Here is a 22,403-nt window from a genome sequence, read left to right on the forward strand (position 1 = left end):
CGTAATCACTTATATGCCTTTCTGTTTGTCTCTTTATCCCTGTCTATTTTTATCGCGGTCTATTTTTAGGGCTATCTGTCTTTAGGGATATAGACGGTAAAGCGACTTCCTGCTTTATCGCCAGGTTCTAACATAATGGTGCCACCGAGCTTTTGAAGCAATTTAGTGACTAAGTGAAGGCCGAATCCATGACCTTCACCTTGTTTCGACGTAACACCTTTGCGGAATATGTTTTCGTGCTGCTCTTCGGGAACACCTGCGCCCTGATCTTCAATTTCGAAAATAAGGTCATTGCCTAAATCCGTCATTGAGAGTTTTACTTCGAATTTTTGGTTCTTTAACGTTGCTTCGAGGGCGTTATCAATCAAGTTGCCGAGAATACTCACCAACTCTTCGCGAGGAATACGATCAGGGATCGCCTTCATGCTGCTCTCAGGGTCAATATCAAGGTGCAACCCTAGTTCTTTGGCACGGTTGTATTTCCCTAACAAACAGCCTGCAAGAATCGGGTCGGGTACCGCTTCCACCAGCAGCTGAATCAAGGCTTGGTGGCTCAATGTTTCTTGACCTATGAGTGCGAGGGCTTCATCGGTTGCGCCGATTTGAATAAGACCTGCGATGGTATGTAGCTTGTTAGAATACTCGTGAGATTGGCTACGTAATGTGTCCGCGTATTTCTGGATTTGGGTTAAACGGCGGCTAACCAAATCAAGCTCGTCTTTTCGTCTGAAGCTCGATACAACCCCCGTGATTTCATTATCTTGGTGCATAGGAAGACGGTTAACGATCAAATTCCTATCTTGTAACCATATTTCTTTATCAAACTGGGGTTTTCCAGAAAGCATCACGTTCATTAAACGGCTATCGGGCAAGATTTCTTCAATGGGTTTTCCGGTGAGTTGGGTATTTGCATCTAGGCCCAACGTTTCAATAGCGGCGCGATTAAAGGTCGTGATATTGCCTTGGTTGTTTACCGCAATGATCCCTTCACGAATCGATTCCAGTGTGGCATTTCGTTCTTGGAATAGTTGCCCGATCTGTTCTGGCTCTAAGCCAAAAATGGCTTTTTTAAAGTGAGAGGCAAACCAGAGCCCGGTGAGCACACTCAAACCAAAACTTAATGCGATAACCAAATACAGCGTGTTTCGATATCGATCGATAATCTCTTCGACCGTATCGAGCATGAAGCCCACGGAAATAATCCCAACAACGTTTTCATGGTTGGAGTCGAAAATAGGGGCCTTGCCTCGGACGGACGCCCCTAAGCTTCCTGTCGCCTTTTGAATATACGGCTTGCCATAGAGAAGGGCGGGCTCGTTGTAGTCGCCATCATCGTCGTACATGGGTTTCCCGACGCGCTTCCAAGAGGGGTGAGCGAGACGAATGCCGTTTCTGTCTCCGATCACCACGAAACGAGCGTCATTGGTATTGGCCAGTTCAATCGTCAAGGGTTGAAGCAATTCGCTGTCGCGGTTTTCGACGGCTTCAATCACTTCAGGAATGGAGGCGATGGTCTTGGCAACATGAAGTGCGCGCTGTCCAATCTGTTCATCAAGGGAGTGACTGAGGTATGCCAAGGCAAAAAAACCGATCAATCCGGTTTGTAGTAACGCCATCATGCCGAGGATCAGCACCATGCGGGTTTTCAATTTAAACGAGCGAAGCGAAAGCAACATATGCTGATACATCCTTATATGTGTGGCTGACTGTACGCGTTATTTCGTGATGCGCGTCGTCAGATTCCCATTTTTCAGCACTGGGTCACGTCTATGAACAAAATGAACTTAACGTTTTTTAAACACTAAAAAAACATTAAATACAGAAGCTTTCCAACACAAGTATGGAGAAATAGTTTGAAGGGGTAGGTCAACAAAATAAATTCGTCCTAAGGACAGAACGACACGAGGATATACACCTATGATTTCGAATCTATTCACCAAAAAACGTTCATTCGTTGCCGCAATTGCGCTTACCTCTGCGTTGACTGCAGGGTTAGCATCGGCTGCTGTAGAAGAAGTGCACTTCCTCATCCCTGGTGGTGCAGGTGGTGGCTGGGATGGTACTGCTCGCGGTACTGGTGAGGCTTTATCAAAATCTGGCTTAGTTGAAACGGTCTCTTACGAAAACATGTCTGGTGGCGGCGGCGGTAAAGCGATCGCGCATTTGATTGAAGTTGCTGAGCAGTCAGAAAACACCTTGATGGTGAACTCTACACCTATCGTCATTCGCTCTCTTTCTAAAGTGTTCCCTCAATCTTTTCGCGATTTGACGCCTATTGCTGCAACGATCGGTGACTATGCGGCGTTCGTTGTGCCGAAAGATTCTAAATACACCAGCTTTAAAGAAATCGTTGCAGACTACAAAGAGAATCCACGATCAATTGCTGTTGCTGGGGGCTCTTCTCGCGGCGGCATGGACCACCTCGTTGCGGCGATGGCATTTAAAGCGGCGGGCGGTGATCCTAAACGTGTGAAATACGTGGCATACGATGCGGGCGGTAAAGCCATGGCGGGTATGCTTTCGGGTGAAACCCAAGTGCTTTCTACTGGCTTCAGTGAAGCCCTTGCGCTGAAAAACGCGGGTGAAGTCCGCATTCTAGCGGTTACCAGCGATGCGCGTTCTGCTGCGGCACCGGATGTGCCAACCCTGAAAGAGCAAGGTTACGACGCGAGTTTCGTTAACTGGCGTGGTTTCTTCGGTGCGCCGGGTCTTTCTGATGCACAAGCAGACGAATACGCACAAACGCTTGAGAAAATGTACGCAACCGATGAGTGGGTAGAAGTGCGAGACCGTAACGGTTGGACTGAAATCTTCAAACCACGCGCAGAGTTCGTCACCTTCCTTGAAGGACAAGAACAAGAAGTGGGTGCATTAATGAAAGAACTTGGCTTCCTACGTTAATCACTAAAAACGCGCCGGGTTCTTAGCACTAGGCCTAGAACTCGGCGTTCATATTTCTGACGGGCTTGCTCGTTTGTTGTTGTATCAAGGAGTGTCAGATGGTTGTCACTAAAGACCATATCGGTGGTCTCGTCTTTCTCTGTCTTTCAGTGGCCTATGGTTTTTACGCGCGTGAAATCCCTATGTTTCCCGGCGATGAGTATGAACCGTTTAACGCACAAACTTTGCCCATCTTCCTATCTTGGTTGGGCGGAATTCTAGGTTTTCTTATGTTGGTAACGGCGCGTCGCGACGTTGCAAGCAAACTCTCTGTGGCCGGGCTTGATTTTCTGCTGGTCGCGAAACTTCTCGTTTTGATCATGATTTTTGCTTTCGCCCTTGAGTGGGTGGGCTTTATGTTATCGACGATTCTGTTTTTGGTGGGCGGATATTGGATCCTTGGCGAACGCCGTCCAAAAATGCTGTTCATTGCATCCGTGCCTTTTGCTGTTGGCATCTGGTTTATTCTTGCGAAGTTGTTGGATATCTATCTCGCACCAGGTCGCTTCTTTACACAAGTTTTAGGAGGGTAAGACGATGTGGGAAGGAATCTCAACCGGCTTAGGCACTGCCTTAATGCCGTTCAACCTCATGATGGTGGTCGTTGGCTGTTTCGCTGGCACCTTCATTGGCATGCTGCCGGGTCTTGGCCCTATTTCAGCCGTTGCGCTAATGATCCCGATCACTTACGGCCTTGATCCTGCGTCTGGCATCATCTTGATGGCGGGTGTCTATTACGGTGCGGTATTTGGCGGTTCAACGTCTTCTATCCTGATCAACGCACCGGGTTGTGCAAGTACGGTTGTGACTGCGTTTGATGGCTACCCAATGGCGCAGCAACGCCAAGCAGGTAAAGCCCTTGCGCTGGCAGCGTATTCGTCTTTCACAGGCGGCACTATTGGCGCAATCATTTTGCTTTTCGCGGCGCCTGCACTGGCATCGGTGTCACTCAGTTTCCAGTCTTCTGATTACTTCGCACTGATGATCCTCGGTTTGACTGCAGTGTCAGCGTTTGCGGGTAAAGGCCAAGTGCTGAAAGCCATGGCAATGACCGTGTTTGGTTTGATGATCGCCACTGTAGGGACAGACGCAATTACCGGTGCGCCACGCTTCACCTTTAACAATATCGATTTGGTGGATGGCATCAGTTTCTTATTGCTCGCGATGGCGACGTTTGCATTGGCAGAAGTTGTCACCACCGTTATGAAAGGGCAGCACAAAGAAAAAGAAGCGGACATGGACATGGCTGCGCTCGGCAGTATGAAGCTGTCAAAAGAGGAAGTGAAAGAAGTGGCACCGACCGTGGCCCGTTCTTCCATCTTCGGCTTTATCGTCGGTGTTTTGCCGGGAGCAGGCGCGACGATAGCGTCATTCCTTGCTTATGGGCTTGAACGTAACCTTGCACCAAAACGCTTAAAAGAGAAATTCGGTAAAGGCGCATTGCGCGGATTGGCAGCGCCAGAGTCTGCGAACAATGCAGCGTCTACAGGCTCATTTGTACCCTTGCTGACCTTGGGTATTCCTGGCTCAGGCACAACGGCGATCATGCTGGGTGCGTTGATTGCTTATGGTATTCAGCCCGGCCCGCGTTTGTTTATTGATAATCCTGATGTGTTTTGGTCGGTCATCATCTCTATGTACTTCGGTAACTTAGTGTTGTTGATCCTGAACCTTCCACTGATTCCGTACATTTCGCGCTTGTTGGCGATTCCTCGCCCCATCTTGATTCCGTTGATTTTGTTCTTCTCAATCACCGGTGTGTACTTGGTGAGTTTCAATACCTTCGATATCAATATGATGGTGTTAATTACCGTGGTGGCGATATTCCTCAAATTGCTCGACTTCCCAATGGCACCGATGTTACTCGGCTTCATTTTGGGCGGGATTATGGAAAACAACCTCAGTCGCGCACTGATCATCTCTGACGGCAGCTTGAGCTTCCTGTGGGATCGTCCGTTAACGCTGACCATCATGTGTATTTCGATATTTGTATTGTTCTTGCCACTGATTCGACGCGTGCTCGACAAAATGGGAATTGGCATGAAGGTAAATCCGAACAAAGCCCAATTGGATCGCAATGACGGCTAGGAGGAAGCATGTACGATGCATTGTCATCCTTTAGGGTGTTGGATTTAACCAATGTACTGGCAGGCCCATTTGCCTGCCATCAGTTGGCGCACTTAGGTGCAGAAGTGATAAAAGTGGAGGTCCCCCATAGTGGGGACCTTGCGCGTCAATTGGGTGCCGATGCGGATTTAAACCGCGAGAAAATGGGCATTTCCTTTCTCGCTCAAAACTCGGGTAAACGCTCCATTACCGTCAACCTCAAACACCCTGACGGCAAAGCCGTGCTTAAAAAGCTGGTTGAATCTGCGGATGTGTTAGTGGAGAACTTCCGACCGGGTGTCATGGCGCGCTTGGGGCTCGACTACGACGTGTTGAAAGCGGTAAATCCGAAGCTGATTTACTGCGCCATTTCTGGTTACGGTGCTGATGGCCCCATGAAAAACCTGCCTGCCTATGATCAAATCATTCAGGGCATGTCGGGCGTGATGTCGATAACCGGCGCGCCGGACAATGCGCCGTACCGTGTTGGTTATCCCATTGCAGACACCATTGGTGGCCTGACTGCCGCATTTGCGATTTCTTCTGCGCTCGCGGGACGTGCTCACACGGGAAAAGGCTGCTTCATTGATGTGTCCATGTTGGAATCAACACTCGCCACCATGGGGTGGGCGGTATCGAATTTCCTTGTCGCAGGTCGTGAACCGCAACCCATGGGCAATGACAATGTGACGGCCAGTCCTTCTGGTGCGTTTAACACCGGTGATGGCCTGATCAATATCGCCGCCAACAAGCAGGAGCAGTTCGACGCCATTTGTGATTTGTTAGGGCGGGCTGAACTAAAAACTGACCCTCGGTTTAGCGAGCGACAAGCCAGACTGAAACATCGCGATGTGCTGACAGAGATTCTTGAAGATGCGTTTTCCTGTGATTCAGCTGAAGTGTGGGAGCAAAAACTGAATGCCATTGGTGTGCCAGCAGGGCGTGTGCTGTCGGTGCCTCAGGCATTGAATTTAGACCAAGTAAAACAACGCGATTTTGAAGGCACATTCGATGATGTCGAAGGCGTAGGGCGAGACGTTCATATCGTCAGAACCGGTTTTCTTGTGGATGGACAGCGCCCTAAAGTGGCATCGCCGCCACCCCAATTGGGTGAACACAGCGCTGATATTCTCTCTGAGCTGGGGTTTAGCGATGACGATATTAAAACGTTTCGAGCAGAGGGCGCAGTATGAGTATTCGACGACCGACTAACGGCCCAGAAAAAGCGGTTGCTGATTGGTGGCGCACAGACATTATCGATATGAAACCGGGGGAGATTGGCTATTACGGGTATCCGATAGAAGAGCTCATTGGCAACGTCAGCTTTACCCAAATGATTTGGTTGATGACGCAAGGTTCTCTGCCTTCGCCAGATAAAGCGAAATTGCTTGATGCCGCGTTAATGTCTGCCGTTGATCATGGCCCACAAGCGCCAAGTATTGCGATTGCGCGCATGGCAGCAACCTGTGGCGTTGGTTTGAACAATGCCATGGCGTCTGCGGTGAATGTGTTGGGCGATGTGCATGGCGGGGCAGGTGAGCAGGCCATGGCCTTCTATCAAATGATTGATGAGATTGCGCAAAACGAAGATGTTGATGTTGTTACCGCCACAAAGAATGGGCTTGAGAGACAGCGCGAGCTGTTCGGTAAGTTCATCCCAGGTTTTGGCCACCGTTTCCATCCTGTCGATCCACGAGCACCGCGTTTAATGGCGGTGGTAGAAGGCGCGAAAACGGATGGTGTGGTAGAAGGGCGTTATTTGGCGATAGCTCAACAAGTCGAATTGCAGCTTGAACAGGAGAAAGGGAAGAAAATCCCGATGAACATCGACGGCGCTACCGCCGTGATATACGCCGAACTGGGTGTAGCACCTGAACTTGCGAGAGGGCTGTTTTGTTTGTCTCGCTCCGTCGGCATACTGGCTCACGCATGGGAGCAGACACAACAGGGCGGCAGAAACAAAGGCCCAATTCCTCGCGATCTCCTTTGGACCTATGACGGCCCTGAAAAACGTTCGGTGTCAGATTCAGATTAGTCCCCGCTCAGTGCCACTATTCTGCGCATAGGTATAAACGTCATCTCTCCGATGGCGTTTTTCATTTGAGATGTATTGCGCTCATTCAGAGAGAGGTGATTCACTTGCATGATAATGAACAGTGTTTTATTGTTATGGTCACTGTGACGCTGAGTAGTGTTATCTCTGTCTATATTACGTGCGTTGATTGTTTTCAGCAGGGGGATGGTTGTGAAACTATGCCTTTTAAACGCTGAACGAGATGCAGCATTCAACGAGATTGACTAATGTGTAGGGAAATGCATCAGTATTCGGCGCACCTGACAACAGGTTGGTTGGGTGTCACCAGAGAGAAGGAGCATTAAGATGCAAATGAAACCGATTTTACTGTCTTTGCTATTTTGTTTACCTGTGTTTGGCCTGTCTGGGGCAGCACATGCAGAGCAAACCAGCTGGGATAAGGCCAAAGAGTCAGCCACAGAAGCGTGGGAATCTGCGAAAGAAGCGGGTGATAGCGCATGGGATGCGACCAAAGAGAAAAGTAATGAGTTGTTAGAAGGCGCTCAAGAAGGCGGTGACAACTTATGGGAAAGCACCAAAGAAAAGAGTGCAGATATTTGGGATAAAACCAAAGAAAAAAGTGGCGAGTTGGCTGATGAAGCGAAGAAGAAAGCCGACGAAGTATTAACGCCAGAAGAAACAGAGCCTGCGCCTGTGAAGCCGCTAGAGCCTGAATCTGCGCCAGTTTTCGATCAGGAAGCCTAGCCTGCTCAACGTCTTGTATACACATTGTTCGATGAAAATGACGCTGTATATGGCGTCATTTTTTATGTCTGAAATCTCAGCCTAAATGAATTGTTTGTGAATTTATATTTGTAATTGACGCATAATTATGTGTTTATGGGGTTCTATGTACTAAGGATGTAATGCTACGGAAGCAATGCTTTGGAGGAAGGGATGCGTATTGCACTGATGTCAGATATTCATAGCAATATTTATGCACTGGATGCTGTGCTTGATGACATTCGTCGCCAAGGCGTCGATCTCGTTGTGAACTTGGGTGACATTCTTTATGGCCCAATTGCGCCGCGCGCGACTTACGAACGCTTGATGGAAGAAGATTTTCTTACCATTCGCGGCAATCAAGACCGACAAATTTACGAAGCGACGCAGACCGACATCAATGCAAATCCCACCATGGCATTTATCATCGAGGATCTAGGCGAAGCGCCTCTGACCTGGATGCGAAGCTTACCTGCCACATATTCGCTTAACGATGACGTGTTTTTTTGTCATGGCACGCCCGAAGATGATTTGGTTTATCTGCTTGAAGACCTAAAAGAGGGTGCGCCTATTGTGCGTGACGAATCTGACATTCTTCGTTTGCTAGCAGGTACTGCCCATTCACTTATTTGTTGTGGTCACACGCATTTACCTCGGTTGGTCAAAACCTCAACGCAGCAATACATCGTTAATCCGGGTAGTGTAGGTTTGCCAGCATACGCAGATGATGAGCCTGTATTTCATAAGATGCAGACGTTTAGCCATCATGCCTCATACGCCATTGTGGATGGGGAGGGCGCTGATTGGAATGTTTCCCATAAACGTATCGATTACGACGTTCATCGCGCAGTGAAAGCGGCGAAAGAAAGAGATCGTTTGGATTGGGTGTCATTTTTGTCAACGGGGCGTGCATAATCATGCTGGCGTGTACTCGACAAGCTGAGGGATCGCATGGCAACAAAATATCAGTTCTTTACTATTCCGAATTCGGACAGGAAAAAATACACCTACCTTGATATGGCATCAGACACATTTCTTGTCGAAAAATCCGGGTTGTTAGAACAAGGGTTTGAGATCGAAGATGACGTCATTATTGCTGAATCATCAGAAGAGGCGGTTGAGAAATACAAGTCGAACTTCATCTATGTTATGGAAGACTATAATGCCTCAACAAACGTGTTCTATACCCTCTATATGATGTTCAAGTCATTGTTTACGTCCAAGAAAAACGGGTAACGAAACGATGTAAAAAAAGCGCCGAGTGAGGCGCTTTTTTTGTGGGTGTTACTTTGGCAATGAAAGCCGTGCCGTTTGCTACTAGAGCTCATTTTTAGGCAAGGGAGGAATGTCCGAAGATGCCATGTGTAAATGCACATCTTGTTGAGGGAAAGGAATAGAAATGCCCTCCTTATCAAAGCGGATTTTCACTTCTCTCGTTACATCCCAGTACACATCCCAATAGTCGTCGGTTTTTACCCAAGGGCGCACAATGAAATCGAGCGATGAGCTGTTCAATACATGCAGTTTGATCATCGGCTCTGGCGCACGAAGCACGGAGGGGTGATTCACCACGATGTCCGTAAGTACCTTTTCCACTTTCTCCACGTCATCGCTATAGCTGCACCCGAACACCATATCAACACGTCGAACGCGTTCATGCGTGACGTTCTTGATCACGTCGCCCCATATCTTGCTGTTTGGCACGATGATGATTTGGTTATCAAAGGTTTTGATCGTGGTATTCACCAAGCTCATGTGGCTAACCTTGCCTTCAACACCGCCCGCGGACACAAAGTCTCCCACATCGAAAGGGCGATAGATCAGCAGCATCATGCCCGCCGCAAAGTTAGACAATGTATCTTGTAGGGCGAAACCGATGATGACACCCGCAATACCAAAACCGGTCAGGATGGGCGTGAGGTTCAAGCCAATTTGAGACAGTGCAATCAGGATACCGATGAACCAGACCGTTTTGCCAGACATGGAAATAAAGAACTCTTGCATCAGAATGGATAGCTTGAAGTTCTTCGTTGCAACAGCATGTTTCACCACGCGGCGTGTCACGTTGGCAATTTGTCGCGCCACCAGCAAAATGATCAAGAAAACGAACAACTGGAAGATGTGTTGTGGGGCGTTTTCAACGAACCAGTTACCAAATTTACTCGACCACGTTTTCACGATGGCAAAGATAACGTCAGTACTTAGCAAGTCCTGCGTTACGCTGCCAGTCACTTCAAAATACAAACGTTTGTATTCGGCGCTCGGAATGCCTTCCTCATCCGCCATCTCTATCATGGTGCGCAGGCTGGTGGTTGTTATGTCCATTCTGCGTTGGGTGATGAGTTTACGAAGTTGAATCGCTGCTTTTTCAGATTCAGGGGCGACACTGAGCTGCGCGTTATCTGCGCTGAGTTGTTGTTTTAAATACTCAATGTTGGCGGCCAATTGTTCAGTGCGTCTGATAATGTCTTTATCAAACGTTTTTTGAACGGCGGGATCTAAGGCATCGAGTTTTTTCAGCCACTCAATATTTTGCGATTGCTCCTCATACAAACTGTCGAGGTACTTTCTTGCTTCACTGTAATCACTGAGCAGAGCAAACTTGTCTTCGCTGTTCGCGTTGCTGATTTCCTCAGACAGTTTGGTAGAGCGTTCAGTGAGGTATTTGATCCCACCTTTGCTGTATTTCTGCTGTTGGTTGACTTGTGCGATGAGGAACTTGCCGTCTGTGCTCTTTCCTTTGACCGCTTGAGAGATCAGCGCTCGCAGCTCTTCGTTTTTTTGAAACATTTGAAGCTGCATAGCCAGTTTATCTTCGCCTACCGCTTTATCTTGCAGGATAACGAGTTCGGCTAAATCACGATTGAAATCCTTTATGCGTTGTTCAAGAGATTCAGAGGGGGACGATGAAGCAGCAGTTGGCGTTGCTGCAGGTGCTTCAGGAGCTTCAGAGCTAGCAAGTGTAGTGCTTGAAAACAGTGCGAAACATAAGAAGAAAAGTGGTAGGACACCATACAGATGCTTTCTGACAATCATCAAGAGACCTCATAAATATAGGACGGAAGCAGGTTGAGAACAGTATGGCATTTAGTACAGAGGCGAGCACTGGAAGTTCTTCTCACTCCTGGCTTTTTCCTGGATTTATCTATCAAAATTGAGAGAAAAAACCGTTTGTGAAACACCGTTTTCCAATGTGTGTCAGATACGATCAATGGAATAAGTAAACATCAAATATTTGCCCGTTTATTTTACCTAACTTTACATACTGCTCATTGTTTAAGCGATTGACTGGCGCTAAATTAGCCTTACTTAATATAATGATAATGGAGTGAGTAAAAATGAGTAATGTGTCGTCCTTATCTAAACCGACGATCTTTTTTCATTGGTTAGTTGCAATCAGTTTTATCGGCGTGCTTGCGTTTGGTTTGTATGTGGAAGATTTACCGGGCGGGCCTGAAAAAGGTGAGCTTATCGGCCTGCATAAATCCTTTGGCGTATTGGTCCTCGTTTTAGCAGTATCTCGTTTGTTGTGGCGCTTTAAGGAAGGATCTATTTCTTCTATACCAGGGTCACCAAGATGGCAGGAAAAAATCGCTGCCGGTGTTCATCATCTTCTTTTGCTCGCTACCTTATTGATGCCCGTTTCCGGTATCGCCATGTCGCTTGGCGGTGGCCATGATATCGGTGTGTTTGGCGTTACGCTGATTACCGCAGGCGAGAAAAATGAACTGCTGGGGCAAATAGGCAGCACAACCCATGAGGTTCTTGCAAATATTGTGATGGTCACGCTGGCGCTGCATGTTCTTGGGGCGCTCAAACACCACATTGTCGATAAAGATGCCACACTAAAACGTATGTTAGGGAAATCCTAACGTCGCGTGAAATTTTATAAGAAAGCCACCTTATAAAAGGTGGCTTTTTTGGTTTTGCCTGTTGAACGTGCGTCCGTGTTTTAAATCCTGCTAATCGAGAGCTTCCTTCACTTTTCTGCCTTAACAACCTGATATTGTTAATAGATATGCACAGTTCGTGGTCGTGCTTCTTTACAATTAACAGGGCAGGGATCATGAGACGGATCATATTCAATCAAAAAGGCGGCGTCGGTAAATCAAGCATTACAGTAAACCTTGCTGCGCTCAGTGCCGCGAGCGGCAAAAAGACACTTCTGATAGACCTCGACATACAAGGCAACAGCAGTCATTACTTGGGCGTTGATATCAACGCCAAAACGGAAAGAAGCGTTGCAGATTTATTGGATCAAACCGTCTCTTGGTTTTCAATGTCCACGCCGATTAAGCAATTTCCGCAAGCAACGGCGTATGAGAACCTCGATATCATCCCTTCAAGTCCACGATTGGCGGCGTTAGAACCTGAACTTGAGCGTCGATATAAAATCTACAAACTCCGCGATGCGCTGGATGAACTCGAGAGCGAATATGATCGCATCTATATCGATACACCACCAAACCTGAATTTCTACAGTAAAGCGGGGCTCATCGCCGCGCACAAATTACTGATTCCTTTCGATTGCGACAGTTTCTCGCACCAAGCCTTGTTAACATTAATGGACAACCTTGCGGAACTGCGTGATGACCACAACAAAAAGCTGATGTTGGAAGGGGTGGTGGTGAACATGTTTAATGCACAAGCGAAGTTCCCCGGTCAAATTATCGAAAACGTGCGAGAGCTTGGGCTACCTCTGTTAGAGCCTTTTATTCCTCAATCTGTGAAGATGAAGGAATCGCACTATCAACAAATGCCGCTCGTTCATTTCGCACCGAAACATAAGCTTTCTCAGAGTTTCGCAGCGTTATACGACAACCTAGAAGTCACGATTGAGAACAAAGAAGCCTGTTAGTGATCTTATTCGGGCACATTTGACAATGTTACGTATTAGCGTAACAATCTAAAGAGTTACATTTTCATGTAACTCTTTATTTTTGTGCTTTTGTTGACGTGAGTGGAGACATGATGAGTGTTGCAGGCGTTATAACAGGGGATGTCGTGGACTCCACCAAAATGGACGAAGCCACACGTCGACAATGTTTATCGGCCATAGAAGCGTGTTTTACCGCTTTTGGTAGCCGTGCTACTGGCGAAATATATCGAGGGGATGCCTTCCAGATATACACGTCAGCGCCCGACCAACTCCTGTATATGGCCATCAAACTCCGATTGAGCTTATTGCGTCTTGAGCCCTCTGCAGACGTGAGATTGTCTTTGTCTGTCGCCAAAGCAACGGCGCGCGAGTTACCGGTTCGTATGTCGAACAACAGCGAAGCATTTCTTTTATCAGGGCGACATCTCGACGCAATGAAAAGCGAGCGCTTAGCCTTCAGTGCGGATGACGAAGCCTTTGCGGATGATGGCAAAATGGTGTGTTCACTGCTTGATGATGTGATGAGTGGATTAACCATGAAGATGGCGATTGCACTTGATGTTTGGATTGAAGATTCTTCGCTCTCCCACGCTGAATTGGCGCAAAAGGTTGGCCTTTCTCGCAGCGCGTTTACCCGTGTTATCAACCGTGCAAACTACGCCAAAGTGGAAAATGTACTCAATTGGTATCAACGCCGATACGATCGCTATCTTGCTGGATAGCATGTCTGTAATTGCGAGTGAATATGTTCGCAATACTTATAAAACCGTCAAGTAAATCAACGAGAAGGAGAGGGCAGAAAAATGATACTCACCGTATTTCTGACCATGGTGGCGATTCACGTATTCGTTGAGTTCTACGTTATTCCTGAAGATGGTGTTGGTCCACGCTTCTTACGCACACCTAGTGGCGAGGAAAATACAAAGAAAACGATCAATCGTAGACTGATTGTTTCTGTGCTTTGCCAAAGCATCTTGATGCTCATTGCGCTTCTCTTCTTCACGCAAACATTTCTTTATGCATTTGGTGCTGCACTGTTCATCGGTTTGTTTGCCTTCGTGATTGATGTGTGGGGCGTAGAGCGAGTCACAACACTGCGGTCACTCTTGATTAAACAAAGTGCTCACCTTGGCTTACTACTTTTTGTGGCGACAGCGATAGCCTCGTCAGATGCGAGAAGTGAAGCGATTGCCGCGCTTCAACAGCAAAGTTGGTGGGGATTGTTTTGTGGGGGCTTAGCGTATTTGCTTGCGATGAAACCTTCTTCCGTCGCAATTTCACTGCTACTGCGAAATTGGACGCAGGAATTGAACGACGCGTCTGATATTGAAAAGAACCGCCCACTGAAAGATGCGGGAACCTACATCGGTTATTTTGAGCGCGCGTTGATAGTTACCTTTGTGCTTTGGGGGCAATTGCCAGGCGTTGCATTGGTGCTGGCGGCTAAATCTGTGTTTCGATTTGGGGATATGAAAGATCACGGCAGCCGAATGTTCACCGAGTACGTCATGCTAGGTACGTTTGCAAGCACACTGTTTGCGATAGCGAGCGGCGTGTTAGGGCTTTACCTCGTTCATCTTTGACGTGTAAGCGTTGAAGTTTGAAAACACGCTCTGGCGTGATGCGTTGCTCAATCAAGGATCGCTTTCTCTGACTACACAAAAACAAAAAAAGGCACCGAAGTGCCTTTTTTCATCTTAATCACTGCCGTTAAGCAGCGGCTTTTTCTATTCGGCGTTGCTTCCAAATAGACGCGCCAATACCGACTGCCAACGATGTTACAATCACCCCTAAAGAAACCGGCGTTGCAATCGCAAACGGCGTTTCGATAAGCAGCATTTTCACACCGATGAAGCACAGCATGAATGCCAGCGTGTGGTGCAAGTACGCAAACTTGTTCAGCATGCCACCCAGCACGAAATACAGTGAACGCAAGCCGAGTAGGGCGAACACATTCGCGGCCAATACAAGGTAAGGTTCTTGTGTTACCGCAAAGATGGCTGGAATTGAATCCAGTGCGAACATCACGTCAGTCATTGCGATAACCAGCACAACCACCAGCATAGGGGTTGCGAGGATACCTACCGCATCGCGGATCAGCAGTTTGTTGCCGTGGTAATCCGGACTTACGCGCAAGAATTTCTTCACCATGCGGACAGGAAAACCATCTGAGAACGATTCGTCTTCTTCGCCATGCTGACGCCACATTTGAACACCCGTCCAGATCAAGAAGAAGCCGAACAGGTAAAGCACCACGTGGAATTTTGCGATCAACGGTGCACCCAAGGAAATCATGATGCCACGCAGTATCAAGGCACCCACGATACCGAGCATCAGAATGCGTGGTACGTTTTTCTCTGGCACTTTGAATTGGCTAAAAATCAATGCGAACACGAAGAGATTATCAACGCTCAGTGACTTTTCAAGCAGATAACCCGTGATGAAAGCAGTTGCGGCTTCGCTGTTCGACAACAAACTTGTTGGTGACATGTCAGGCCAAAAGAAGAAAATCGCACCAGCAAAAAGAAACGCGAGAGCAAACCAGAATACGCTCCAAATGGCTGCAGAACGGAAGCTGATACTGCCTCTTGTCAGCAGCAAGTCGATGCCTAGCATCAAAAGCGTAAGAATTAACAGGCCTTCATAACCTGAGAAGAGTTCACTTAAGAACATGATACCTCCGCGAGCGGAAGGTACAGGAAAACAGGGTAGCCTGACCAACCGCAAAGCTAAAAAAAGAAAAGCAATACGTGGTGTTGGTCTTGTCAGAACTCAATGATGATGAGTTCTCGCGTGCCGGAAGCATAAGCTTCGGGATGACGACAGCGCGACGAAATGACTACTCCCCAAAACGCCGCCATAGTAGTGCTTTTCACCTTAATAGAAAACAAAAATATTGTGAATTCGTACCAAATTTAACGCCGAGAAAAACGCGAGGTTGTTGTTTTGGTTATCGCTGAGGTTTTTAGAAAGTGAATCGTGCTCGAATGGCTGAAAACGGAGGAGCGAAAAACAAAAATGCCCTGTCGATATTGTGTCGACAGGGCATTGAGGTTGTTACTTTTCAGTGTTTATTGGTGCTAAATCTGGAATTTCGCAATCGCAGCGCTAAGTTGTTGGTTAGAGGAAGAGAGTTGCTGAACATTGCTTAATGTCGCTTCGCCACTGACATTAAGCTGCTCTACCATTTCACTAATAGCGTGGATGCTTTTACTGATATCGCGTGAAGCTTGGTTTTGCTTGTTAGTAATGTCAGTAATGTTGCTGTTGAGTTGATTAATTTCCTCGATCGATCCAGCCATCACATCAAGGTTTGCATCCACCACGTTGGTTTGCTCAACTGATTGTAAACAGCTGCGCTTGGTGTGTTCTATCGACTTAACAGCATTGTCTGTGCCTGCATTGAGGTTTTGCAGCATGTCGTTAATTTCAGAGGTGCTCTGTTGTGTGCGACTGGCCAGTGCGCGAACTTCATCTGCAACCACAGCGAAACCGCGGCCTTGCTCACCCGCGCGGGCTGCTTCAATGGCGGCGTTCAATGCAAGGAGATTGGTTTGTTCGGCAATGTCTCCAATGACCATTAACACAGAAGCGATTTTTTCAGAGTTTTCGCTCATGTTTTGAATGTCAGACTCCATGTCCGTGATTTCTTGGAGTAGGGAATTTACACTCGTAACAGACTCTTTAACCTTCTGTTTTGACTCAACCGTTTGTGTGTTGGTTTTTTGCGTACAACTCAAGGCTTCTGACGCGCTTTCGGCAACCGTTTCTACTGTCGAATTCATATTATCGATTTTCGACACAACGTCTTGAGTGACTTGGCTGTGATGGTGAAGAACGCGATGATTTTCATCGGTTTTGTTCTTCACTTCTTCCACTTCATGAGAAATTTTCTTCGTCGCTTCAGAAATGCCACTGACAATGTCTTGTAGATTCTGAGCAACTTCATTCATCCCATTTGCAATTAAGCTTATTTCATCTCGCGACGTCACGTTAACGCGTGCGGTGAGGTCACCTCGTGCTAAGCGTTTCATCGCGCGGATAATGTCTGATAGCGGTCTAAGGAGCTTGTTAACCAGCAAAATCGCGATCCCTGTAATCAAAATTACTTGGACAATGGCAAAGATAAGGGAATCAACTCTACTTGATGTCACGCTCGCGAAAGCGGCTTCTTCATCCATTGCGATTGCGAGGAACCAAGGCGTGCCTTCTACAGCGTGAAGATTAAAGAGGTAAGGCACATTTGCAATGTTCATCATGCTGACATCAGGACTGGCGGCGAAAGAGTTTAGCGCTTCGGGCGTTAGCTGAGGGGTCAGTTCTGTGGCGGGTTGTAAACTCACAGAAGGGTTAACGCTGGCAAGAATAGTCGCGTTGTTATCCAGAAGTATTGCTTGCGTATTTTCGTTGCTGATACTGTTGATGTAGCTTATCAGTTGACCAATTTTTATGTCGCCAGCGATAACCGCTGAGTCACCATTATTACGCGTGTATTTTTGAGCGATAGTGACAACCGCTTCTCCTGTCGAAGAGTCTTTATAGGGTTCGGTGATGATTGGACCTTCAGCCGACGAGGCACTGATATACCATGGCCTCTGTCTTGGGTCGTATCCCGCTTTCGAAGGTTTCGCATTATAACGAATCATTTCACCTTCGCTTGTTCCTACGTAAACAGATTCAAAACCGCCCGCTACGCGCGCTTGATCAAGGTAGGAATAAATTGGGATATTCTGTGCATTCACATCGCTGTTCATGGCACTTTCAATGACTTCGATGCGAGGCTCAATCCAATTTTGGACGCCCTTGGCACTGGCGATACCCACAGAGTCAATGAATTGCGCGACAGATTGCTCCGTGTATCCGACCAGTTGCTGGTCTTGTCGTTGAAACTGAATGGCAGCAACAACAATGATAATAGAAGCGATGGCGAGTGATATTTTGTGTTTGATCGAGCGAGGTAGAATCATCATGACGTCTCTACATTGCGAATTTAGTATTTTAATTAAGACACTCGATTAGCATAGAACATGACATTGGATTGATCCTTTCAAGTTCATGAGAGCCATTAAGAAAATGCTCAATAAGCACCGCTAAGATGACGGTGATACGTCTAACTCTGTGTTTTATCAATAAGACGGGAAGGCGAGGGAGGAGCCGTTGAGTGCGAGGAAGCGTATACACAATGGGCGATAGATCGGGTTTGGACAATAGTGAGTTAGCGGGTTTACTCACAACCGCCTTTTTCGGATAACTTTAGTTTAGGAAAAACGATGGGAGCCACCCAGAACAAGCAGAGTGGTACATTCTATTAATCAAGCGGTGGGAAGATACTCACATCAAACTCAGGCGGTGACGCCTTTAGTTCCTCCAGGCTTGGCCCTTCACCCTTGATGAGCCACTGCGGCAAAAAAGGTGAGTCAAAGCTAACGGTTTCACCGAGTGTTTGGTTGATGACACGCATGAACGCCAGAATGTTAATGTGCATCATGGCGTATTTATTGTTCAGGCTGTCAGAGTTGGGGCCATTATCAGGTGGGCCACCAAACGTTTCTGCGTCATCCCTAGGAACAATTTCACTGAAATATTCGTAGTTTGCTTGCATGGCAGCTTTAACAATGGTGTTCAAGTCGTCATTCGCCGCTCCCCAACCATAAGCCACTATCTGGAATAGGGGAATGCTTCGAAACCAGGCATAGGTTTCAACAAAAAGAGAATCGATTGCCTCAATGGCCCCCGGTTTTGTTAATGCACGACAGCGATGAAACGCCTCTGTTCTCACATCAATATCAGGCTCGTCGCCCAAAAACGCCTTGAACAGGTCAGTAAAAACTAACGAGGTCTTGAGCGAGTTGATTGCCCCGGTTTTCTCGAAGCTCTCAGTGGGTACCTTTAGTAAATCTTGGCATGCCTGATTATCTCCCGTCAAAATGGCAAGACTTAACGCGTTTAACCATGTTTCGCTATTTGAGTATTCGTCGGTTTTCTCGCCCACGCCCACGTAGTGTTTGCCATACAACTCAAAAGTGATTTCTTCCCCGGGATTTCGCTGCATCAAGAAATGAGCACGATAGGCGTTAACGGCTTGTTGCAACAACCACTTAATGTGTGATGGCGGTGCCTCAAAGATGTTGTACTGAACAGCTAGGCGGACGAACTCATCAGCTCGCATATAAAGGATATGTGGGTAGCGGTGGCTTCCAAGAGATTCGAACCGCTTGATAGTCCTCTTTAGGTCGGATATCAACAGCTCGGGGCGCGATTCGTACGCCCCGTTCTGCTTTAAGGTCTCAGGGAAATAGTGAGTACTAAAATCGTATTGTTGGGGTTTATTGGCTGTCACACCTGCGCTCCTTCTGGCTGCTCAGTAAACACATAGGTAGGAAGGTATGGCGTTTCAAAATCTAACGTGAAGCCATACTTTGCGTATGCGAACTTCGCAGCTGTAAGCAGAGGGAGTGAAACGTACCCAATCATACGACTACTGAAGTCTTCGTCATGGGTAAACCATTCTTTGTGCATTTCAACGGCTTTGAACATGGCTTTGCGGTATTTAGCTTCGTCTTGCTCGCGAATGGCACGCATGACATCGTAAAACCCCAAAGTAAGAGTGATGCCGCCTAGCGCTAGCTCTTTCATCTTTGGACTTTCAGCGTTAGCATCCACTTCAGCCATAAATGCATCTAACAAAGCCGTCGGGTCTTGTGCAACTTTCAATCCTAAACAATGAAGGCGAAGGTAGGTGCCTAGCTCAGTTTGCTTTGAACGAAACAACACTTGGCCAGACTCAAGCACTTCCATGATTTCATTCAAATCATCATAACAGCCTGAAATTATGCAAAGTTCTACTTGGTTGAGCCAATTGGCTGACTCGTTAATGGGTACCCCTTTTTTTCCATTACCAGCCAAATTAAAATCTCGCCCTTTATATGTAAAGCGGAGAGTTGCGTTTTTAGACACCATATTCTGCCTGTGCATCATGGTAGTGAAATACTGGGCGTTATTAAGATGTTCGATGACGGTTTCTCTCGGTATATCATCAAGATAAACACCTAAGCAGAAAGCATCGCGTTCGTGCCTAGCAAGTGCCTCAAAATTGAATCTATCTTCAGACATGTTCTCCATGGAGAATGAAGTACTACTGACGATACTTCTACGCCGCGAGTCATAGACTCTATGCTGTCCAGCTAAATTCTTAACGTGTGACGCTATTGTTTTCATTCGTTCTTTACCTATCCATTTGATCAGCGAGTAGGTAGGAAATACCCATCTAACACCACCACTTTTCTAGTCAAAAGCGTACCGTGTGGTGCGCTCTTTTGCGGCTAGTTTCGCCATGTTTTGTGAGCAAGTGTGATAAATCTTGAGACTAGGAAGTGTTAACCATTAGTTTTTTTGGGGAAATTGATATGGGAGAAAACGGTAATTCTAAAGGTGCTAACTCACTTTGGGGCAAAACCTTCTTACTCAGTTGTCTTTCGTTTGTCAGCCACACACCACCACTATTTAAAAAATTCGCGGAAATCTATCATTCACTGCACACGTCGAGATTTGATTTTGATCGTGCGAGTGGCAGAGTAGGGTGACTTTATTCAAACCAATACGTTTGTCTCTGAGCAGGTTATCGCGTTCTGTTTAACGTGAATCAATCAGCGACTCGGAAGCTTTGTCATTGCTTCCAATTTTAAAGGTTGGCGGCATGATTTCGATTTAGACGCGTTTCTATAAGGCGTCTTGTAGAATACTGCTTTCTCCAAACGCAAAAAGCCTGCTCAATGAGCAGGCTTTTTGCTTCTTACGAAAGTGGTGGGCGATACCGGGCTCGAACCAGTGACCCCCTCCTTGTAAGGGAGGTGCTCTCCCAACTGAGCTAATCGCCCGAATAATCGCGATTGGGAATCTCTTTAGAAGAGAAGTGCGATTATTGGAATTTGGTGGGTCTAGGCAGACTCGAACTGCCGACCCCTACCATGTCAAGGTAGTACTCTAACCAACTGAGCTATAGACCCAAATTCTGATTCCATCCTGGTTAGGGAAGGAATGGTGCGTCCGGGCAGACTCGAACTGCCGACCCCTGCCATGTCAAGGCAGTACTCTAACCAACTGAGCTACGGACGCATATTACATACAATGCCAAGAAAAAACTTGGTGCGTCCAGGCAGACTCGAACTGCCGACCCCTACCATGTCAAGGTAGTACTCTAACCAACTGAGCTATGGACGCATTGTAGTGCTTTACAAAAACTTGGTACGACCGAGTGGATTCGAACCACCGACCCCCACCATGTCAAGGTGGTGCTCTAACCAACTGAGCTACGGTCGTACTGCATGTATTTGCTGGGCAGCTATTGCCCTGAAAGCGGGATGAATATTAGCGAGTAGGGGCAAGGCACGCAAGCGTAAATCCGGACTTTTTTGTGTTTCGAGGTCTGTTTGCTGTTTTGATGCACAACTTGGCGCATCTGTGGTCATTATTTTTTGTTTTTAACGGGTTAAGCGACCATGTGCTTCACATTTGATATTGGTGAAAACGGGTTTACTGACGACCAACGGTGATTTGGCAACGAGAGAATAAAGATTGCCAATATTGAACATGATGTTTCACTGCACGTTGAAATTCATCGTATCTGTCGCCTCTTAAATAGGCGTGTTGATAAGAATGAAAGTGAGAAGGTGCGATCGTGATTGTGTCATTGAGTTGGTGGAGTGATGGTTGCACGTCTAAATATAGGCCATTGAGCGTTGAAACATAAGGCTGAACAGCGCCTATAAAGAAGGTGTCGAAGACATTTCTTAAATAATTCAGCCGAGTAGGGTCGCGATTTTCGCCACAGACGATCAGGTGATCATCGCGTTCAAGCTGTTGGGTAATGGTGTTCAGCCACCGTGTGCTTTCGTCTAAAGAGAGAAACACTGCGCCCAAGTAATGCTGTTTTTCGATGGGCTCTTGCAGTGATAGGGCGTCTACCTCGTGAGATTTCTGTTCAATCAGATTTGCATAGCGCTCAATCGCCAACAGGGCATCACTGTGAGGAAAAGGCTTTTCGGGTGGAATGAGGGCATTGCCTGCGGGTATAAGCTGCTTGCGCCACGCTTCGCTAGAGACAAAGGTGTTCCAATACACCGTTGTGAGCTGCTGGGATTTCTGTTTTTGCAGCGCAGTGAGCTGTTCAATCAGGGTGTCGTTTTCAATGTTCGACAAACAATAGGCGACCGTGTTTAACAGTTTTATTTCGTAGTCAAGGTGGCGGAAGGCGTCTTGCACTTTGCCGAGGATAGAATTGCGATCCGCGATGAGTTGAAACAAGCCACACTCGCGAAGCTCATAGGCATCGAGAAGCCCCATGCGAATGTCTTCGAGTGGTAAGAGCAAATCGCGCTTGCGTGGCAGAGAAATGGATATGCTTTCAGACAGAGGCAGTGGGTCAGTTTCTACGACATTCGCGAGGCGTTGTTGATAGGTTTCAAACTGGGCGATAGCAGGGTCGTCGCCAAAACATCCCGTTAGTGACACTAACAGGACGGCATAAAACGAATGACGAATGGCAGCGACGATCACGACGTATTCAAAGCCTCTTTAAGCGAGTAAGCCTAGGAATATACGAAGTATATGGAATAAGCGATCGATGTGCGCGGTAAGACCTTGAGAATGTGAAAAATCAGCGGGTATGCCCATTCAATCACA

General features: G+C 47.1%; 19 protein-coding genes and 5 tRNA genes. 12 read left to right on the forward strand and 12 right to left on the reverse strand.

What is annotated here, in order from left to right; all coding sequences use genetic code 11:
- Positions 1-71: 71 nt before the first annotated feature.
- Positions 72-1,676, reverse strand: coding sequence for an ATP-binding protein (locus tag BCT27_RS21575; protein WP_102392263.1), 1,605 nt, complete (start codon positions 1,674-1,676; stop codon positions 72-74).
- 241 nt (positions 1,677-1,917) lie between these two features.
- Here BCT27_RS21575 and BCT27_RS21580 point away from each other — a divergent pair, with 241 nt between their 5' ends.
- The 8 genes from BCT27_RS21580 (at position 1,918) to BCT27_RS21620 (ending at position 9,079) form a co-directional block, all read left to right on the forward strand.
- The gene (locus tag BCT27_RS21580; RefSeq protein ID WP_102316430.1) at positions 1,918-2,901 is read left to right on the forward strand and encodes a tripartite tricarboxylate transporter substrate binding protein; all 984 of its coding nucleotides are present in this window, start codon (positions 1,918-1,920) and stop codon (positions 2,899-2,901) included.
- 98 nt (positions 2,902-2,999) lie between these two features.
- Positions 3,000-3,473 (forward strand): tripartite tricarboxylate transporter TctB family protein, encoded by a 474-nt coding sequence (locus BCT27_RS21585; protein ID WP_017013715.1) that lies wholly within the window; start codon positions 3,000-3,002, stop codon positions 3,471-3,473.
- A gap of 4 nt (positions 3,474-3,477) precedes the next feature.
- Positions 3,478-5,028: a tripartite tricarboxylate transporter permease gene (locus BCT27_RS21590; RefSeq protein WP_102316431.1), complete on the forward strand. Its 1,551-nt coding sequence runs from the start codon at positions 3,478-3,480 to the stop codon at positions 5,026-5,028.
- 8 nt (positions 5,029-5,036) lie between these two features.
- Positions 5,037-6,239, forward strand: coding sequence for a CaiB/BaiF CoA transferase family protein (locus BCT27_RS21595; RefSeq protein WP_102396727.1), 1,203 nt, complete (start codon positions 5,037-5,039; stop codon positions 6,237-6,239).
- Positions 6,236-7,081 carry a citryl-CoA lyase gene (locus tag BCT27_RS21600; protein WP_102396728.1) on the forward strand — a complete coding sequence of 282 codons (846 nt, stop codon included), beginning with the start codon at positions 6,236-6,238 and terminating at the stop codon, positions 7,079-7,081. Before BCT27_RS21595 ends, BCT27_RS21600 begins: the two co-directional genes overlap by 4 nt.
- 345 nt (positions 7,082-7,426) lie before the next feature.
- Positions 7,427-7,825, forward strand: a complete 399-nt coding sequence (locus BCT27_RS21610; RefSeq protein ID WP_102316435.1) for a hypothetical protein — start codon at positions 7,427-7,429, stop codon at positions 7,823-7,825.
- 192 nt (positions 7,826-8,017) lie between these two features.
- Positions 8,018-8,758 (forward strand): metallophosphoesterase family protein, encoded by a 741-nt coding sequence (locus BCT27_RS21615; protein WP_102396730.1) that lies wholly within the window; start codon positions 8,018-8,020, stop codon positions 8,756-8,758.
- Between the two features lie 36 nt (positions 8,759-8,794).
- Positions 8,795-9,079, forward strand: coding sequence for a hypothetical protein (locus tag BCT27_RS21620; RefSeq protein ID WP_102316437.1), 285 nt, complete (start codon positions 8,795-8,797; stop codon positions 9,077-9,079).
- An 81-nt stretch (positions 9,080-9,160) separates the two neighbouring features.
- Here BCT27_RS21620 and BCT27_RS21625 read toward each other — a convergent pair whose 3' ends face one another.
- Entirely contained in the window at positions 9,161-10,879 is a 1,719-nt protein-coding gene (locus tag BCT27_RS21625) for a mechanosensitive ion channel family protein (protein ID WP_102396731.1), read from the reverse strand.
- 302 nt (positions 10,880-11,181) lie between these two features.
- Between BCT27_RS21625 and BCT27_RS21630 the strand changes: the two genes are divergently transcribed.
- The 4 genes from BCT27_RS21630 (at position 11,182) to BCT27_RS21645 (ending at position 14,305) form a co-directional block, all read left to right on the forward strand.
- Positions 11,182-11,715 (forward strand): cytochrome b, encoded by a 534-nt coding sequence (locus tag BCT27_RS21630; RefSeq protein WP_102396732.1) that lies wholly within the window; start codon positions 11,182-11,184, stop codon positions 11,713-11,715.
- 194 nt (positions 11,716-11,909) lie between these two features.
- Entirely contained in the window at positions 11,910-12,701 is a 792-nt protein-coding gene (locus BCT27_RS21635; protein ID WP_102316440.1) for a ParA family protein, read from the forward strand.
- Positions 12,702-12,811: 110 nt separating this feature from the next.
- A complete protein-coding gene (locus BCT27_RS21640) occupies positions 12,812-13,444 on the forward strand; it encodes a winged helix-turn-helix domain-containing protein (RefSeq protein WP_241908619.1) in 633 nt (210 codons plus the stop codon).
- Positions 13,445-13,525: 81 nt separating this feature from the next.
- Positions 13,526-14,305: a DUF3307 domain-containing protein gene (locus BCT27_RS21645; protein WP_102396734.1), complete on the forward strand. Its 780-nt coding sequence runs from the start codon at positions 13,526-13,528 to the stop codon at positions 14,303-14,305.
- A gap of 127 nt (positions 14,306-14,432) precedes the next feature.
- Here BCT27_RS21645 and BCT27_RS21650 read toward each other — a convergent pair whose 3' ends face one another.
- The 10 genes from BCT27_RS21650 to BCT27_RS21695 form a co-directional block, all read right to left on the reverse strand.
- Complete coding sequence (locus BCT27_RS21650) at positions 14,433-15,395, reverse strand: TerC/Alx family metal homeostasis membrane protein (RefSeq protein WP_102392255.1); 963 nt, start codon at positions 15,393-15,395, stop codon at positions 14,433-14,435.
- Positions 15,396-15,802: 407 nt separating this feature from the next.
- Positions 15,803-17,692 (reverse strand): methyl-accepting chemotaxis protein, encoded by a 1,890-nt coding sequence (locus BCT27_RS21655; protein WP_102396735.1) that lies wholly within the window; start codon positions 17,690-17,692, stop codon positions 15,803-15,805.
- Between the two features lie 338 nt (positions 17,693-18,030).
- Positions 18,031-19,062, reverse strand: a complete 1,032-nt coding sequence (locus tag BCT27_RS21660; protein ID WP_102396736.1) for an Imm49 family immunity protein — start codon at positions 19,060-19,062, stop codon at positions 18,031-18,033.
- Positions 19,059-19,835, reverse strand: a complete 777-nt coding sequence (locus BCT27_RS21665) for an Imm49 family immunity protein (protein WP_102396737.1) — start codon at positions 19,833-19,835, stop codon at positions 19,059-19,061. Before BCT27_RS21665 ends, BCT27_RS21660 begins: the two co-directional genes overlap by 4 nt.
- 688 nt (positions 19,836-20,523) lie before the next feature.
- Positions 20,524-20,599: transfer RNA gene (locus BCT27_RS21670), tRNA-Val, on the reverse strand.
- Positions 20,600-20,651: 52 nt separating this feature from the next.
- Positions 20,652-20,728 (reverse strand) — tRNA-Val (locus tag BCT27_RS21675).
- A gap of 32 nt (positions 20,729-20,760) precedes the next feature.
- Positions 20,761-20,837 (reverse strand) — tRNA-Val (locus BCT27_RS21680).
- Between the two features lie 28 nt (positions 20,838-20,865).
- Positions 20,866-20,942, reverse strand: a tRNA-Val gene (locus BCT27_RS21685).
- A 22-nt stretch (positions 20,943-20,964) separates the two neighbouring features.
- Positions 20,965-21,041: transfer RNA gene (locus BCT27_RS21690), tRNA-Val, on the reverse strand.
- A gap of 213 nt (positions 21,042-21,254) precedes the next feature.
- Positions 21,255-22,277, reverse strand: a complete 1,023-nt coding sequence (locus tag BCT27_RS21695; RefSeq protein ID WP_241908620.1) for a DUF3080 family protein — start codon at positions 22,275-22,277, stop codon at positions 21,255-21,257.
- Between the last annotated feature and the right edge of the window lie 126 nt (positions 22,278-22,403).

The organism is Enterovibrio norvegicus, from assembly GCF_002876705.1.
GTDB lineage: Bacteria > Pseudomonadota > Gammaproteobacteria > Enterobacterales > Vibrionaceae > Enterovibrio > Enterovibrio norvegicus_B.

What these genes read in the sequence shown, in the direction of transcription:
- BCT27_RS21575 (WP_102392263.1), bottom strand. Translation starts at nt 1,676, where the DNA reads ATGTTGCTTTCGCTTCGCTCGTTTAAATTGAAAACCCGCATGGTGCTG.
- BCT27_RS21580 (WP_102316430.1), top strand. Translation starts at nt 1,918, where the DNA reads ATGATTTCGAATCTATTCACCAAAAAACGTTCATTCGTTGCCGCAATT.
- BCT27_RS21585 (WP_017013715.1), top strand. Translation starts at nt 3,000, where the DNA reads ATGGTTGTCACTAAAGACCATATCGGTGGTCTCGTCTTTCTCTGTCTT.
- BCT27_RS21590 (WP_102316431.1), top strand. Translation starts at nt 3,478, where the DNA reads ATGTGGGAAGGAATCTCAACCGGCTTAGGCACTGCCTTAATGCCGTTC.
- BCT27_RS21595 (WP_102396727.1), top strand. Translation starts at nt 5,037, where the DNA reads ATGTACGATGCATTGTCATCCTTTAGGGTGTTGGATTTAACCAATGTA.
- BCT27_RS21600 (WP_102396728.1), top strand. Translation starts at nt 6,236, where the DNA reads ATGAGTATTCGACGACCGACTAACGGCCCAGAAAAAGCGGTTGCTGAT.
- BCT27_RS21610 (WP_102316435.1), top strand. Translation starts at nt 7,427, where the DNA reads ATGCAAATGAAACCGATTTTACTGTCTTTGCTATTTTGTTTACCTGTG.
- BCT27_RS21615 (WP_102396730.1), top strand. Translation starts at nt 8,018, where the DNA reads ATGCGTATTGCACTGATGTCAGATATTCATAGCAATATTTATGCACTG.
- BCT27_RS21620 (WP_102316437.1), top strand. Translation starts at nt 8,795, where the DNA reads ATGGCAACAAAATATCAGTTCTTTACTATTCCGAATTCGGACAGGAAA.
- BCT27_RS21625 (WP_102396731.1), bottom strand. Translation starts at nt 10,879, where the DNA reads ATGATTGTCAGAAAGCATCTGTATGGTGTCCTACCACTTTTCTTCTTA.
- BCT27_RS21630 (WP_102396732.1), top strand. Translation starts at nt 11,182, where the DNA reads ATGAGTAATGTGTCGTCCTTATCTAAACCGACGATCTTTTTTCATTGG.
- BCT27_RS21635 (WP_102316440.1), top strand. Translation starts at nt 11,910, where the DNA reads ATGAGACGGATCATATTCAATCAAAAAGGCGGCGTCGGTAAATCAAGC.
- BCT27_RS21640 (WP_241908619.1), top strand. Translation starts at nt 12,812, where the DNA reads ATGATGAGTGTTGCAGGCGTTATAACAGGGGATGTCGTGGACTCCACC.
- BCT27_RS21645 (WP_102396734.1), top strand. Translation starts at nt 13,526, where the DNA reads ATGATACTCACCGTATTTCTGACCATGGTGGCGATTCACGTATTCGTT.
- BCT27_RS21650 (WP_102392255.1), bottom strand. Translation starts at nt 15,395, where the DNA reads ATGTTCTTAAGTGAACTCTTCTCAGGTTATGAAGGCCTGTTAATTCTT.
- BCT27_RS21655 (WP_102396735.1), bottom strand. Translation starts at nt 17,692, where the DNA reads ATGATGATTCTACCTCGCTCGATCAAACACAAAATATCACTCGCCATC.
- BCT27_RS21665 (WP_102396737.1), bottom strand. Translation starts at nt 19,835, where the DNA reads ATGTCTGAAGATAGATTCAATTTTGAGGCACTTGCTAGGCACGAACGC.